Origin of the sequence: Pasteuria penetrans (assembly GCF_900538055.1) — a bacterium.
GTDB lineage: Bacteria > Bacillota > Bacilli > Thermoactinomycetales > Thermoactinomycetaceae > Pasteuria > Pasteuria penetrans.
The window spans coordinates 1-17,069 of sequence record NZ_UZAC03000003.1 but is presented as its reverse complement, the minus strand read 5'-3'; the positions used below and the strand labels follow the sequence as shown (position 1 = coordinate 17,069).

At 47.3% G+C, this 17,069-nt stretch carries 9 protein-coding genes; all 9 read right to left on the bottom strand.

What is annotated here, in order from left to right:
- Window positions 1-522 precede the first annotated feature (522 nt).
- The 9 genes from PPRES148_RS09480 to PPRES148_RS09445 all read right to left on the bottom strand — a co-directional run bounded on the left by PPRES148_RS09480 (window position 523) and on the right by PPRES148_RS09445 (window position 16,651).
- Complete coding sequence (locus PPRES148_RS09480) at window positions 523-1,467, bottom strand: ABC transporter permease (protein WP_246142987.1); 945 nt, start codon at window positions 1,465-1,467, stop codon at window positions 523-525.
- Window positions 1,457-2,539 (bottom strand): ABC transporter permease, encoded by a 1,083-nt coding sequence (locus tag PPRES148_RS09475; protein ID WP_149454412.1) that lies wholly within the window; start codon window positions 2,537-2,539, stop codon window positions 1,457-1,459. Before PPRES148_RS09475 ends, PPRES148_RS09480 begins: the two co-directional genes overlap by 11 nt.
- A 100-nt stretch (window positions 2,540-2,639) precedes the next feature.
- On the bottom strand, window positions 2,640-4,175 hold the full coding sequence (locus PPRES148_RS09470) for an ABC transporter ATP-binding protein (RefSeq protein ID WP_149454478.1): 1,536 nt from the start codon (window positions 4,173-4,175) through the stop codon (window positions 2,640-2,642).
- 1,448 nt (window positions 4,176-5,623) lie between these two features.
- Complete coding sequence (locus PPRES148_RS09465) at window positions 5,624-6,745, bottom strand: BMP family lipoprotein (protein WP_149454411.1); 1,122 nt, start codon at window positions 6,743-6,745, stop codon at window positions 5,624-5,626.
- Between the two features lie 460 nt (window positions 6,746-7,205).
- Entirely contained in the window at window positions 7,206-8,321 is a 1,116-nt protein-coding gene (locus PPRES148_RS09460; protein WP_187820945.1) for a BMP family lipoprotein, read from the bottom strand.
- A 143-nt stretch (window positions 8,322-8,464) separates the two neighbouring features.
- Window positions 8,465-8,611, bottom strand: coding sequence for a hypothetical protein (locus PPRES148_RS12015; protein ID WP_187820944.1), 147 nt, complete (start codon window positions 8,609-8,611; stop codon window positions 8,465-8,467).
- A gap of 236 nt (window positions 8,612-8,847) precedes the next feature.
- Entirely contained in the window at window positions 8,848-10,002 is a 1,155-nt protein-coding gene (locus PPRES148_RS09455) for a BMP family lipoprotein (protein ID WP_149454409.1), read from the bottom strand.
- Window positions 10,003-11,401: 1,399 nt separating this feature from the next.
- Window positions 11,402-12,871 (bottom strand): pantoate--beta-alanine ligase, encoded by a 1,470-nt coding sequence (locus PPRES148_RS09450; RefSeq protein WP_149454408.1) that lies wholly within the window; start codon window positions 12,869-12,871, stop codon window positions 11,402-11,404.
- 1,320 nt (window positions 12,872-14,191) lie between these two features.
- On the bottom strand, window positions 14,192-16,651 hold the full coding sequence (locus PPRES148_RS09445) for an FtsK/SpoIIIE family DNA translocase (RefSeq protein WP_246142986.1): 2,460 nt from the start codon (window positions 16,649-16,651) through the stop codon (window positions 14,192-14,194).
- Window positions 16,652-17,069: the final 418 nt, after the last annotated feature.

Below are 17,069 nucleotides of genomic sequence, written 5' to 3'. Positions count from 1 at the left end.
ATGCTATGCACGAATCCTCGGAGGACCTACCCGCCAGGCCAAACATTATGATCGAGGCTGTGCAGGGTTTTTCTTAGATGTGGGGAATCAGAGACACCATAGTGAATGATTCGCTCTGCCATATTGGACTTGGACATTTCTTCCTCCACCCCATACAGTTCCATACCTAGCCACACATGTCCCCTTTCCCCTGCTCAACTATCCTTTTCCCCGATTTCCGGATGATGACTGCATTTTGTAACCCCTTCCCTTCCCCCATGGGTTACAAGCCGGACGTGGGTAGGACGTAAACCCTAGAAGGCCAAGGGGTGTTTTCCTATATTCTCCCGTCTTACGACCGTCCCTAACAGTGGGGGGACTTTGATTTTCCTCAGATGTAGTTCTTATTAGGTGTTAGGGCCCCAAAAGCCGCGACAGGGAAATAATGTTCCTGCTTCCCCTTGACCTTCTTTCAAAGACAAGGGGGATATTTGGACCAAAGGGGGGTTTTATACAATCCCCCTCGCCCTCCCTTTTACTCCCCTACCGCCCTTCGGGATCATAGGCAATCCCAATGGCCTTAGGCGGTTCCGTTTTCCCCACAAAACCGGCCAAGGCCAATAGAGTCAACAAATAGGGAATCATGGCTATAATATCGGACAAAACGGGGCCACCGGAGGAGAAATTAACCAGACTCTCGGTTTTTAAAGCCATAGCACTACCGAAAAAGGTGGAGGCCAACAAAACCCCCAAGGGACGCCATTTCCCGAAAATGAGTATGGCCAAGGCCAGGAAACCTTGCCCTAAAACCGTGGTAGAACTAAAATGCTTATTCAAAACGATGGAAAGAAAGGCCCCACCCAATCCAGCAAACATGCCGCCCAACACAACCCCCGCATAACGCATACCCTTCACACTAATACCCGCGCTGTCTGCCGCACAAGGATTCTCACCTACAGACCGTAAACGCAAACCCCAAGCTGTCCGATATAGGACGAAATAGGAAAGCAACACCAAAAGAAACAGAGGGTATACAATGAAATCCTTGACACTAAAGAATCCCCCCACAATGGGCCACAATCGCAAACTGGGGAGATCTACGGGAAAAAAAATAGCAGAGTCGGGCAAGGAGGGGGTCTCTGAGTCATCATAAAAGGACCTACAACAATAAATGGCCAGCCCAATTCCCAATATATTGAGTATGACACCGCTGACAATTTGATCCATTCGCAGGGAGACCGCAGCAAAGGCATGGAGTAGGGAAAAAATACCCCCTACCAAAATGGCAGCCAACCCCCCCAACCAAATACTATGGGCCTCCAACGATACCACGGCACCCACAAAGGCACCTACCGTCATCAAACCCTCCAATCCTATATTAACAACACCGGAACGTTCATTGAACAACCCCCCCAGACCAACCAACATGAGAGGAATGATAACGGGAAAAACCATATCAGGTATCAAATTGATGAGGTTACTGGACACGCTGGGAACCCACCCTTCTCCATGAACGCCATCGTGCGAACAATCGGTTGGAAATATTGGCAGCCACCATGAACAGAATAGCGGCCAATACAATTTGGGAAATTTCGGTAGGAATACGATCTATCATCAGCAAATCCTTTGCACCATACCGTAGAACCCCGAATAAAGTAGCAGCCAAAACCACACCTAGGGGAGTGGCAGCTCCTAGAAAAGCCACTGCAATCCCATCAAACCCAAGCATTTCAAAACCCGTGAGGACTGTGATTCGGTGGCCAGACCCTAGAACCTCACACACACCAGCCAATCCCGCTAGAGACCCACTGAGCACCAAGACGAGCAAAGTAACCCTACGACTAGAGATACCAGCATAGGAAGCCGCCTGGGGACTCTGCCCCGTAACCCGTATTTTGAAGCCCCACCGGGTGTGGGAAAGCAGTATATGCATCAAAACAACCGCCAAAAGGGCCAGAATAAAACCCACATGAAGTCTTGAACCCCCAGAAATTTGCGAAAAAAACTCCCAGTTGAGATGGGTAGACTCCGGTAGCACCTCGGATGTGATAGAACGATTCACTGAAAACCATTGACGAATGATAACATTGGAAAGATAGAGTGCCATAAAATTCATCATGATACCAGAAATGACTTCGTGCACACCCCGCCATGTCTTCAACCAGCCAAGGACACCACCCCAAGCAGCACCCGCTACCATACCCGCCAATATAGCAAGGGGAACCGTAACCACACCAGGGAAAGGAGATTGATGAGCTACGGCATAAGCCGCCACCTGCCCCACAATCAACTGCCCCTCCACACCAATATTGAATAAGCCAGAACCATACGCAAGAGCAACCGCTAAACCCGTCAGAATCAGCGGGGTGATAGCAACCAAGGATTCCCCAACCCCATAGGGCTCAGCGAGGGAGTTCATAAACATGGTCCTATAAGCCGTCCAGGGATTATGCCCAATCGCCATGAGAGCCAACGCTCCGACACACAGGCCCAGCACAATGGAAATCACAGCGGTAACAATGGTACTATTCCCGCGAAAATATCGCAGTATGGTATTCACGCCCCTGATCCCCCCTATTTTCCAGATCTTAGCATCCCCTGCGGCCCAAAATACCGGTAAGAGAATCCCCCAATAGCACGGATTATCCCCACATCATATCCTACCTGTTCGATCCAACAGATGTTTTTTGCTTCCTACCGGCCATCAACAAACCTATCTCCTCGTGGCTAACTCCTTTTGTATCATCCACCCAACCCACGATTTCCCCATGGGTCATAATTGCCAATCGGTCACTGAGCTGTAAAACCTCCTCCGATTCGAGAGAGACCAACAGCACTGCATGCCCGCGATCACGATACTCGACCAACCGGCTACGAATAAAGGTAGAAGCCTTGACGTCCACCCCCCGTGTTGGTTGTACAGCAATCAACAACATCGAATCACGATCCAGTTCACGGGCCACAACTACTTTTTGCTGGTTTCCACCCGATAAATACCCCACAGGTGTATCCAACGAGGAGGCACGGATATCGTAGGCAGAAACCAACCTCTTACCGTACTCGCGAATTGCTTCCCTCCGCAAAAAACCATAATGGGAAAATGGGGCCTCATCATGAGAGCGAAGAATCATATTCTCAATGACATTACAACCAGGGACAAGTCCAGAACCACAACGATCCTCGGGAATATGGCTCACACCCAACTCCATAACCTGCCGTGGGGTGAGATTACTTATTTCCTTACCCAACAGACGGATAGAGCCCTCCCTACAACGCCGCAAACCTGTGATAGCCTCCACCAATTCCCTTTGCCCATTGCCAGCCACACCCAACAAACCCACAATTTCATTGGCACAAACATCCAGATTGCAACCGTTGACTCTCAACGCACCCTGGGAATCCTCAACAACCAGATCCTCAACTTCTAAAACCAGTCTCCCAGGCCTCTTCTTTTCCTTTTCGACACGGAAAATCGTTGTACTACCCACCATGCAAGCGGCTAGTTTTTCCTCTGTCACATCCCTTACCCGGAAGGAACCCGCATTCCGTCCACGTCGAAGCACCGTAACGTCGGAACAAACACGCATGATCTCTTTCAGTTTATGGGTAATGAAAATAATGGTCTTCCCCTGTTCCGACAACCGTTGCAGAATACACAAAAAAACATCCGTTTCATGAGAGGAGAGAATCGCAGTAGGCTCATCCAAAATTAGGATATCAGCCCCGTGGTGGAGCACCTTCAGGATCTCAACAATCTGCTGGGTGGCCACAGATAGATCGTCCACACGCTTCTTCACATCCACCTCTAACCCATATTCCTGAGCCAAATCTTGCACCCTTTTTTCTGCCAGCACAGAGGAGAAACAACCCCATCGGGTGGTCTCATGACCCAACACTACGTTCTCCGCCACAGTAAAGTTTCGTACCATGGTAAAATGCTGATGAACCATACCAATTCCCAAACGATTGGCGACCGCGGGCCCCTTGATCCATCCCCTCTGACCCTGGATCCAGATTTCCCCCTCGTCCGGTTGATAAACCCCATACAAAATATTCATCAGCGTTGACTTGCCCGCTCCATTCTCCCCTAGGAGTGCGTGAATAGAACCACGACGCACCCTAAGATCTACATCCTCATTGGCAACCGTACCAGCAAAGCGCTTCGTAATCCCCTTCATCTCAACCGCATATTCCACGCACACCCCTCCAACATAAACCACACAGGACGCACCCAGGGGGTCTCCCCTTACCCAAGCTGTGAGCCTTTGAGTTCATCTAAATGAAAATATTCACATTATTATCACCATTATCTGCCGATCACCGACCCCCATGAACACCGCCTATCTACAAAATATCCGCGAAGATGGCAACACTCCCCACGCTTTACACCATCCCTCTCTGTTTCTACATCTCACCGTTGATTCTACCTTTTTTACCCCTGAAGCACAACCATAAATCTAGTATCCCCGTACTATACCTACATCTTTCGCCTATTCCAGTCTTCGCGGGTACACAACGGCGGAGTCCCGCTGTGGGTGTGGATTTCGGAACAAGGTTTCCAGGGAAGGTTCCCCCATTTTTGGACTTTTTTCATAGGTTCATAAGTACAATATTTTTATTATTTTATAATAGAAAAAATATAGGGAACTCTGACCCCCTCCCTTTCACGCATGTACCAACTACTTACTTCTGTCTCGATTTGCCAAATAAGGGGAACCAAAGAAAAGATTGCGACCGATCGCATGCGTAGATTTCCCAGGAAGTTTCCCTTCCGCGGGGGGATTCGCCTGGAACCTGAATCGCCAAAATACGATCAATTTTTCATAACTATGGCTATGTCGATACTACGGAAAATAACATCAAAATTTTAAAATTATATTAAGGGTATTTTCATAATATTTTCCAATAACTTATAGAATATATTTATGAAAATGTTTACATTTACGAATGATTAGTCTATGAAAAAAGGTTATGTAAACATTAGTCGGAATGAACAAACCAATAGATAAAACCTACCACTCTATAAAAAGTTGATATGTAAAAATCTATCAACTACCAGTTATTCCCTGGATTTGAATTCCCGAAATCGCAGGGGGGAATAGCAACTGGTTCCTATTCCCCCTCTTTTGGGCGTGCCAAGGGGGGGAACAGCGTGGGGGTACAGGTCTGGGGACGACAACAATCACCGCGCTCCAACCCCGTTATTTCTTACCCTTCACTATCCATTGAAAAAATTTTAAAACAATATAATTTATAATTAAGATACGAATCAAGGGGATGGTTTTTATTTTTACACCACCCCCCAAAAATAGAGAAGGGGTACGAACAACTTTCTTACATCTATAAGTATTTCTATCCAAAACTTTATTTATATTACATAATAATATTTATGAAAATAAAATATACATATATTTTATTGGGATGAACACAACAATCCAACATCGGGGTACGTCCCTGGCACAATCTTCCCTATTCGCTTACGCCGGGCATGGGACCAAAGATAGCACGCTATATAAAATATGATGAAGCACCATTCTTACTATACAAATTCATGTTGCATATATAAAGAAAGCAGGAAATACCAATGAAAATAAACTTTATTTAGATAAGAATGGATCCTACTATCATGATCCACCTTCTGTATTCAGGGGGATTCATATGCCCTCCGTAAAACCCCAAGGAAATCCGCCCCTACCTTCCAGCTCTTGACCTCCTCAGGCGTATCGGGTATCAGCAGTCCTCGGGCCACTTCCTCTTTAGCAAGTCGGACCACCTTCTCCAACTGCTTCATCTTCCCAGTACCCAAATTCGAAGCATAATCCTCCTTAAAATCTATAGATCCCTCCCGGATACCATAACTACCAACCTTTCCAAAGGAAGAAAAGTCCCCCTCCTTCACCCTGCGAATGATATCCCTCGTGACCACATCTGTCTTCTTAAGGACGGATCCCAACGTATGATCAGGTGCCTCCCCATGCTGATCCTTATCCTGACCAATGACCCAACAACGGCATGGTCCTCTTTCCCTAGCAGCCCTGAATACCCCCTTACCCACCCTGCCGGCGGCATGATAAATGACATCAACATTCTCAGAGAACAGGAGCCGTGCTAGGGACCGTCCTGTATCTTCATCGTTGAAACTATTCGCATAGGTCACTCGGACCTCTACAGGTTTCCCTCCCCTAATTTGCGAGGCTAGCATTGCTCCTGCGGCAAATCCGGCCTGGAAACGGCGGATCACCGGAGACAAGATACCCCCTACGAAGGCAACTTTACCTGTATTCGTGGTCATCCCTGCCGACAAACCCGCCAGAAAGGACCCCTCCTGATCTCTAAAGGAACAGGCGGCCACATTAGGAGGGGGATTCTGTCCCATATCGCTATCCATAATCGCAAACCGAAGATTGGGATGCCTTTTCGCTACCCGTTGGGTCGCTTCCGACAGTCGATCCGCCATGAGAAAGGTAAGGGTGGGTTTCTCCCTTGCCACCCTCTCCACACCTTCAACATAATCGGATCCCTTCTCCGATTCAAAGAGGAGATAGGTCAATTCCCCCTTCTTCCGCATTCCCTCCATATTCTGGTAGGCCATCTGACCAAAGGAGTCATCGTTTCGTCCCCCTATGTCCAGTACCAATCCCGCCCGAAAATCCCGACCTACCCCGTTCGTTTCTCCTTCCGGATTACCACATCCTGCCAATCCTAAGGCAAAGGGGACAAAACCTACCACGCACAGCCCTATCATCCATTTCTTCTGCCCATTCATCCTATGATCGCCTTTTTCTCCCTTGATCTATGGATTACGATGACGAGACATTGCACGCGGGCGGAAAGGTCACCATTCTATCCCACAGGAAGGAAGATAGGAGGGAATTCCTAACACCCAGGAACATTCTTGTGATTTCGCTGTGCAAGGGACACATAACGAATCACTATGTGTGCAAAACCTGTAAATGTAAAGGAGACTTCCGCCCAAACCAGAGTCCCCTATGAATGTAAAACAACCCACTACACGATGACTCACTATTCCATAGAGTCGAAAACAACAACGACCCTAGGACACATGCTCATTCTATCGTAATCATCTCAATTTGTGAAGAAAAAATGCCCTATCATACTAATCCCGATCCATAACAATCTACCAGGATACCTGTATTCGTCGAAAAAGGACAACAGATGAGAAATCCATTGCCCCCTTTTCCTCCTATGTCTGCCACCCTTTTCATTTATCTCCCCGAAGGACCCCATATTTTCTGAGCGGCCTCCATAAAATCGGTGGGCACGGACCATGTTCTTTCCTTCTCCGGTGTATCGGGTACCCCCTGAACATATTTTCTGGCCACTTCCAAGATCAAATCCAATTTTTTAGCTTTCCCAGCACCTAATTTCGAAGCATAATCCCCCTTAAAATCAATTGCCATCCCAACACCGTAGTAACTAACCTTACCAAAGGAAGAAACATCGTTGTTTCTCACCTTGTTCACCATATCCTCCATGACTGCATCCGTCCTCTTGAGAACAGACCCTAGAATATGATCAGGAGCTTCTTTCAACTGATCCTTGTCCGTCCCGATCACCCAATGTTTTCCACCTGCCTCCTTGGCAGCCCTACATATCCCCTTACTCACTTTAGCAGCAGCATGATAAATGACATCATTTCCTTGGGCGAATAACATTCTTGCCAATGAGTAACCCTGACTTTCATCGTTGAAGCTGTTCGCATAGACAACCTGGACCCCTATAGGTATACCCCTGATCTGAGAGGCCGCCCTCACGCCTGCCTTAAACCCTACTTCAAAGCGACTGATAACGGCAGACCGTATACCGCCTATAAAAGAAACCTTGTTTGCGTCCGTAGCAAGACCTGCCACTATTCCTGCTAGGAAGGCACCCTCATGATCCTTAAAGAAACAGGCCGCTACATTGGGGGGGGGATTTTGGTCCATGTCACTATCCACCAACATAAACCGGATATCAGGACGTTCCCTCGCTGACCCACGAAGGGATTCTTCTAGTTGGGAACCCATACCTATAATGAACTTGGGATTCCCCTGCATAAGTCTCCTCATATTGGCCGAGAAATCGGAATCTTTAGCCGGATCAGAAATCCTATAATCTAGCTTCCCCTCTTTCTTCCATCTGTCCACAGTTTCGTAAGCGAGCTGGTTGAAAGAACCATCATTCCGCCCTCCCGAGTCCAGAGCCAAACCTATCAGGAAATCTCCCCCCCCCTTTTTTGTTTCCTTATCCCTATCATTGTAGCATCCGGCCATCCCAATCATCACCAGGGTAAGACAGACTACGCCCAACCATGTCTTCCATTTTCCTCGCTCGTAACTCATCTTTTTATCCCCTCCCATTCCCCATCCCATACCATGATAAGCGCCTCTGAAATGGATGACCCTATCGTCAGGAAACTCATTCATCATAAAAATAAAATTTATCAATAGTGTTTGGTATAAGTGATATCACATTCTATACAATCCTATAGATTGGGAAAATCGTTGAACCCCCTATGGAGGAGGAGCACACAATCGTCCCTTGTTGGATCACGGGCCCATATCTTCCCTTGGACCACACCCGATCCAGAGAACCCATCAAATCCACCCAGGGAAATCCTACATGAAACCATTCGCAACCCATCCCCACAGATGGATGACCCCATTCTATAAAAAAATTTGAAAGAGAAAACCTATTGGTATTCTATCTCATCTATGCCCATTTGTGAAGGAAAAAATATAGTACCATGCATGAACAAACCATCCATATCCAAAGGTACGGAGAAAATCAACACGAAAAAAGCAGGACAATGGATACAATACCCCATCGCCCTACCCATTGTTTCATTCGATTTCCCGTCACCATTCCCTAAGAGGCCCCTACCTTCTTTTTCAAAGCTTCGAGAGTATCAACAGGTACCTTCCATGTACGGACCGCATCTGGTGTATCAGGTATCGAAATCTTCCCTTCTGCAATCGATTTTTTCGTAATTTCCAAAATATTTTTTAAATTATTCGCTTTTTCTGAATCCAACTTCGAACCATAATCCTCCTTAAAGTCGATCGCTGCATCCTTCAAACTATAGTAGTTGACCTTACCAAAGAGACTTTCATCCCCTCTCCCCACCCTATTGATGGTATCTTTGATGACCACATCCGTTTTCTTGATCACAGAACCTAGAATGTGATCGGGAGCCTCCGCGTACTGGTCCTTATCCGTACCAATGACCCAATGTTCCCTGCCATCACCCCTGGCACCCTTAGCAGCCCTAAACATTCCCTTGCCGACCTTACCAGCGAAATGATAAATTACATCATTCCCTCCGGAGAAGAGACTTTGCGCTGACGAGTACCCCACATTCTCATTACTAAAACTATTCGCATAAACCGAGGTAACCTCTACATTATTTCCTTTGATTGCTGAAGCTAATTTCGCTCCTGCCTCATACCCCCCTTGACCCTTATCCATTAAGGGGGATTTGATCCCACCGAGGAAAGCAATCTTATTTGTTTTAGAAGCAAAACCCGCCGTTAACCCCGCTAAAAAAGCCCCTTCATGATCACCAAATAAACAAGCCGCTACATTGGTGGGTGGCTGTTTTTTCATGTCACTATCAATGATCACAAAACGTCGGTCGGGATACTTCCTCGACATGGTACCAACCGCATCCTCTAATTTGAAACCCATAGCCACGATAAGATTGGGTTTCTGCTGTGCGATTTTTTCCATATTCATTTCATATTCAGAATCCTTTGTCGAATCAGCGATCCATGGAGTCAATTTCCCTTCCTTTTCCAACCCATTCACCGTCTCTACAGCTGTTTGATTGAAAGAAGCATCATTTCTTCCCCCCTCGTCCAGAGCCAATCCCAATCGGAATTTCTGATCTGTCGCGGCCCCACTAGTAGTTGTCTTATCTGTACTACCCTTGTCTGTACCATCGTTGCACCCTGTCAAACTGAGCATGGCCGAGGCAAGACCCAACACCCCAAACCCCATCATCCATCCCCTACGTTTACCCATTCGTACCACCCTTTCCTCTTCTCCATTCTATTTAAACTAGGTTAGTGTATAATATTTTTATTTTTTATAATATTTTTTGTTTACTATAACAACATACGCATAGGATGGTCACCACTGTACACTTGAAAAACACAGGCTCATTTGTCCCTATGGTTGCCCAATCCTATGGAAAAAACAATACTAGCAACAATTTATAAAATAAAAATTTCTTTATATACACTCTCCTAGGATCATAGGATGACCAGCGTACAACCGTAGAACTAAGAACACATGGGAGGCCGGGGCATCCACCCAAAATGGGCATATAGCCTTCCCCCGCAGGGAATATCCCCTCTGGGCTACACCCATCCTATCTGTATACAAAATATACCATAAGGTGAAAATAAAAAAAGCCCCTCTTATAAAGGAGGTAGTAGCCATCCCCGAGTAAAACCACGACAGAATTTCCGCAATGATTGTACAATTTCCCTGGAAGATACCAAAAGGAACTTGCTTACCCTACAAAATCGAAATCCCCATATTTCGATAATTTTTAAAAAAAACCTTTTAGGGATAAAAACATTCCCCGGGAACCCTCCTTGTCGGGGGAATTCCATTCCCTCTCTTCCCAATCAAAAGCCGAGGCCTACTCAGACCCATAAACAGGGAATACGAATGAATACAGGGGGGGTACGCTTTCCGCGAAGAAGTAGAGGGTAACCACCCCAAAAGACTCTTGGCCAAACTTTGGACCTGAAATATCCTTGGGTGGTTTTTTCCTAATCCTGGATTGTAAGGATGAGTTGGATGGGGGTCCCAGGTTTCCCGAATCCTCACAGGAATACCTGATTCCCGGGAATGAACGGTTGGCAATGGACTCTAGGATATAACTCATTTTATATCTAATTTTGTAATTCCTAATTTCTCTATTTTCATGATTTTCACTTCGTCCGAAAAAGGGGACCTCGGGAAATTTAGTTCTGTTTTCATACCGACAACCCCTTATTCACTGATAGAGGGTGAGTTGCCCATCCCCACTCCCGAGACTGAACCTCAGGTCCGATATGCGGCCAAGACCCCCCAAAAAAGGGTATGGGAAGATCATTCATTTACGTCCAGGCGAACGACCCAAACCACGTACGGCTTGGACCCCACACCCGGTATACATCCCATTCCTATATTTTATAAAGATAAATAAGGTACCCTTTAAGAAGGCAAGAATTTCAAAATCCCGCAGTACCCTACAAAAAATCAGGAGGATCCCCAAGTCGATAAGGTTTGGGAATCGACCAGGGAACGAAGGATAGAACAGCAGCCGTATGTAGATTGTAATGAACTCCATACGAAGGATAGCGGGGGAAATTGTATCCCACAAACATCCTGTTCCCATACCACTTTTCTTGATGGGGTGTGAACAAGGTCATACACCATCACAAGTTCGATAATACCTTTCCGCTAGTGATGAGACCATCCATCCGCACTCCGCGTGAGAGGAGGGGCAAAGTATACCATCCTCCACACCGTCCTCCGTAATCCAAATATGATCCACTAAACGCATAGAACCAATTCGGATTGCCACGGAACACACGAGGGGACGAACCGATAAATTTTTAGGCACCTGCAAATCGGGATAGGTTCGCAAATCCAAGGACTCCACAAACACAATCGACGATGTCATCTTATCCCATACTTCGGCAAACTCCCATGCCATATACCGGAGAACCTCTTCTATGTACTCCGATCCTTCCCGAGATAAGTCCACTGATTCTAGCTCGCGCCGCAGGTCAAGAATAAACTCATTCATACTTTCATTCCAGGAGGGACGAGACGGCGAACGACGAGACGGATCCTTAAAGATCTCCACGAGGGTATGCCAAAGAAACCAATGCAAATCAGGTACTATCTTACGTTCCTCCGGTGTGAGGTAGACATTGCGTGAATTACAAACCAATCCATCCCTCTCACGCACGATAGGCATTTCCACCACATTGAGAGGTAAACGAAAATCCTTCACCAACCGCTGTATCAAAATCAACCGATGTACATCGTTACGCCCTAAGTAGAGGGAATGGGGCCGAATGAGTTGACACAGGGCAAACACAATAGCCACTTCCCTCGCTAGAAACCTAAGGCGAACCATGCCACATAAATCGCCTAAAACATCCTCCAACTTGACACGCTTGGAGAGGGGAGAAATTCGTAATTCCTCCTTAGAGGGAACAAAAAAGAGATCCACGCCCTCCTGACGAGCTATTTCTAGATCCCTTTTCTCATAACGCCGACAATAATCGTATCCATCCCCCCAAAAGAACCGCAATGGATCAACAAATACAGACAACACCACACGATCATTTTCCCGACGTGCCCGGTTCAACAGATACCGATGACCCGCATGCAACGCACCCATGGTGGAAACAAAACCCACTCTTACAGGTCTACCTGCCTCCTCGATCCAGGATTGTTTTATAGCATGCAAATCCCCGGGGGAGGTGCATACCCTCATGGGGGAATGAATCCCTTTCCCTGTCCCACGCCGCTTCCTATCCTCCCGAATGGATTTCGAAATGCCCCTTATCCCATTCACGCTCGGCGAATGGGAATGGACCCTTGATAGAACGTTCAACCCACCCGTACTAAGGAATCTCTCCCATACCTCCTCCTCCTTTTCGGGACCAAGGGAGATCACACACAACAGATCCCTCACGACGTCGAAGCACCCCTCCCCCCAGAGGGTCCTTGCCACGGCTTCCAAATCAGGATGGGAGAAAGCCCTCTTTGGGAAGGTCTTCGGTGGAGAACTGACTTTGGATTTTGAAGTAGCCTGCAACACATGAAGCTTAGAATGTGAGGATCCCTTGAAAAATTTTCTTTCTCTCTTCTTTTTAGTCATAATATCATCGTCCTCTCATAAAAAATATAAACATGCATCACTATGTACCTTACTACCACTCAAAGGAGTAGCCAAGGAAAAAAGTATTCATCAGTAGAAGGTCCAGGAACGCACAACGTTTCCTCATATCATATACGAACATTGTCTCATAAACACCCACTCCCCAGGATTCATCATTTCATCTATCCCGGATTCCCTACAAAAATAACGAATTTTTTCGAAAAGTAGATATACTCCATAAAACGCAACCCGCGAGTCCACTCTACCTTATTTCCTTCTGTTTGTGAAGGGGAGGCGAGTAGAATAGATGTAAAAAATAGGGTATTATCTTGGAGAGAGATTTGCTCTTCAAGACAGGAATAGAAAATAACCCCATGTAATGGCGTTCCCCTGTGGTTTTGGACCCATCCCAATGACTTCGATCCCAGATGAAATCATGGAATCGGCATGATTTTTTTGAAACCGCGTATGTATTTTTAACTGAAAATTTAGCCTATTTTTTCGATTCAATTGTTGTAATATGTAAAAATTTATTATTAAAATTCTAATAATAAATAATAATATAGACAATCTATGTACATACTGCCAATATAATGAACTATGGCATATAATTACTTTTTTATAGAAAATTAGTAAGTGAAATTTTACTCTCACTGGTTATTTTCTGTCAGATCTCCAAAATCAAAAAGGACAACGATAACGGGTTGCAGTTCCGTTTCCTTTTCGCACTACCAGGGGTTAGAAAGATGGTGGAAATCTCGAAGTCAGATGGGGGAAGAAACCCCCCGGGAATACCGCAATTGGGGACAGGATAAACTCAGATCGGTAAGCCAAGAACCGACTCGAACTCCTTCTAGAACTACGCTCGGTCCCCCACCCCCACGAATGTCGCCCGGGAATATCTTCCCTGGATAAGGGGACATGTGAGGCCAGGCATGGGGAACTACACCGAGGTAGCAAAAATGTCCAATCCAATATGGGGGGACTAGGTCGACTACTTGGCCTAGTAGGTCAAGAAGAGGTACAGAAAGGCCCGATAGCATGCGAAAAAAATGCAAGCAGGTGACCAGTATACAGGGAGAGGGTAAGGGAAACTTCCCGCCCATTGGCTATCCGTTAAACGATAAGACGGAGCAATGAGGGACGCATAATGCGGGAGTAGTACGTGTTGGTTCTGTGGAAAAGTTGGCTGAAATACCACAGCCCTACCCGACGCGAGAGGGTTGAATCATCTCCTATGAAAGGGGGACGGAAACAAAAAAGTCCCCCACCCCCATAAAGGGGCAGGGACCCACGAAAATAAAACCAGAGGAAATTTTCCTATGATAAAGATTTCATAGTGCCCTGATGATAACGTTCCCAGTCCTCCCATGTAATCCGAACGGGGCGTGCTTTTCCCCCCGCTTCCGAGGAACCCACCACACCCTGTTCCTCCAACATATCCATCAAACGACCCGCCCGGGAAAAACCAACCCGCAGGCGCCGCTGTAGCATGCTTGTGGATACACTTCCTACCTCAATCGCCATTCGGACTGCATTCTCAAACAAGGGATCGGTAGGATGAACCGTGGTAGATGCTTCCCCCTCCTCTACCTGTGTTTGTAGTGATTCGGGGAGTAGGGCATCCTCATACTCTGCCGTTTGCTGTCGTTTCACATGCTCCACGACACCCCTGACCTCCCCATCTTGCACCAGGGCTCCCTGCAAACGCACAGGTTTACGAGAGCCCACCGGCGTATAAAGGGAATCCCCTTTTCCTAGAAGTCGTTCGGCCCCCGTGGTATCAAGAATGATCCGGGAGTCCACGGAGGAAGAAACGGAGAAGGCTATACGAGTAGGGATGTTAGCCTTGATGATACCTGTAATCACATTAGCCGACGGACGCTGCGTAGCCAGAATGAGGTGGATACCGGCCGCACGTGCCTTTTGGGCCAAACGTCCAATCGATTCCTCCACTTCACCAGGAGCCACCATCATCAAATCGGCCAACTCATCCACCACAACCACAATCCAGGGAAGCGGCTGCGGCTCAACGGGATTCTCTCCCTCCCCTTTAGCCCTATGTTCCGAAACGATCCCCTCATTGTAACCGTAGATATCGCGTACCCCTGCCTCCTTCAGCAACTGATACCGACGCTCCATCTCACCTACCACCTGTTTGAGAGCAGCAGACGCTTGTTTCACATCCGTCACTACAGGGGCTAGAAGATGGGGAATGTCATTGTAGGTGCTCAGCTCCACCATCTTGGGATCAATCAACACCAAGCGCAGTTCATCGGGGCGTGCCCTATATAGGAGACTAACAAGAATAACGTTGATACACACGCTCTTCCCCGAGCCCGTGGTACCTGCTACCAATAGGTGAGGCATTTTGGCCAAATCAGCAAAAATAGGAGAACCAGAAACATCACGTCCTAGGGCAATCATTAAATAGGAAGTACTCTCCCGAAATGCACGACAATCTAACAGCTCCCGCAATCCCACCGGTGAGGTTTTCTTATTGGGAACCTCAATCCCAATCGCCGACTCACCGGGTATAGGTGCCTCGATCCTTAGACTGCGTGCCGCCAAAGCCAGGGCCATATCATCCCCTAAACTGGCAATCCTACTCACCTTGATACCTGCCTCAGGCTGGATTGCATAACGGGTCACCGAGGGACCCCGATGCACAGAGACTACATTGGCATGAATCCCAAAACTCTGCAATTTATCTATCAGTACAACAGCCTCCTGTTCCACCTCCTTCTTCTCACATTCAGAGGGTGGGTTCGTACGCCGTAGTAAAGATAGGGATGGCATAACGTATTCTACCGTAGGAGGGGAGGGTAGTGAATTCACCACAGGGGGGGAAAGAGAGGGAAAGGATCTCTCATGACGTGCGGTAACATTTTCCCCCCTTCCCCCATCATCAGGCTGATCCTGATACTTTTGTGCAGCAAAATCATGAATGACAGGCAGCGTAGTAGGAGAGGATACTCCCCCCCCGGGGGAATTCTGGTTCTGGCGATTTCGTGCGGGATGGGAACTACGTTTCATACCACCCATCCTCCCCGAACGCAGGGGTGTCGCTGGACGACGATTCCCTCGATCCAGGGCTCCCGTATTCACCTGCCTAACGCGCCGCCAGAAGGAAAAATCGGCTACCCTCCTCCATAAGGACCGCAAAATCATCCAGTGCGACGGGAAATCCCCGATCCGTTGCCACAGGGTACGAAAATAATTTGAACAATTCAAATAATTGGGTGGACCCATCACAAGAGCTAATCCACAAATGAACGCTGCCAGAAGGGTAAGAATCGCCCCTGTATCATCAAAAAGGAAATAGAGGAGTGCATAACTACCAGCCCCCACCATACCGGAACCCACTTCGGATCGGGTCCTATTTCCTTGCTCTAAATCCCCCAACAGGGAAAACCAAATATGATCGAATACATCCTGATTCGGTATGGGCATCATCATCGACCTCATGTCCAGGATGTGCCTAAGAACTAATCCAGAAAATACCATCACACTGATACCTACCCAACGCTGGGACCAGCGATGGGGCCATCGTTTTTCCATTAACACATAGAGGGAAATAATGATACCCGCCATGGGTAGAAGAAACCCCCATCCCCCCAGAATCAATCGTACAAAAAAATACAGGAGTCTACCCACAGCCCCCAAGGAGACCATAGTGATAAGACAAATAGTCAACAGGGAAATCCCGCAAACAAAAAATAAAATGTCCTTCTTTGGCTGCCGGTGAGGCACAACTCTCCCCTTGCCTCTACTGGACAATCCCCATCCCCCCTTGATTCAAATGAACTGTCACCTGTGGCAAACAAGAAACCTCCTTACAGAACTACCACAGTGGATAAAATTTCCACTCTAAATTAGGAATCCCGCAATTTCAGAAAGGGGGTTTGTGGGGAAACACGAAACCACGCCCTTCCGAAACAAAAACCATTCCCCGGGGGAACAGAAAGACCCCATAATCAGATTCCAATGTACACCGCAATGGACAAGAAAGCCACCCACCCCCCCGCCCCAGGATTACCCAGGGAAACATCCCAAAATCTGGCTCGTCCTATCCTAAAGGACAACAACACAAAGGGGTTACTGCCCTATACCCCCCTTACCATCATCCCTGCTGAGGGTAGGGAGGGGGTACAGGCAAGATCATACATCGGGTATCCCAGAAAATCCATCATCCTCC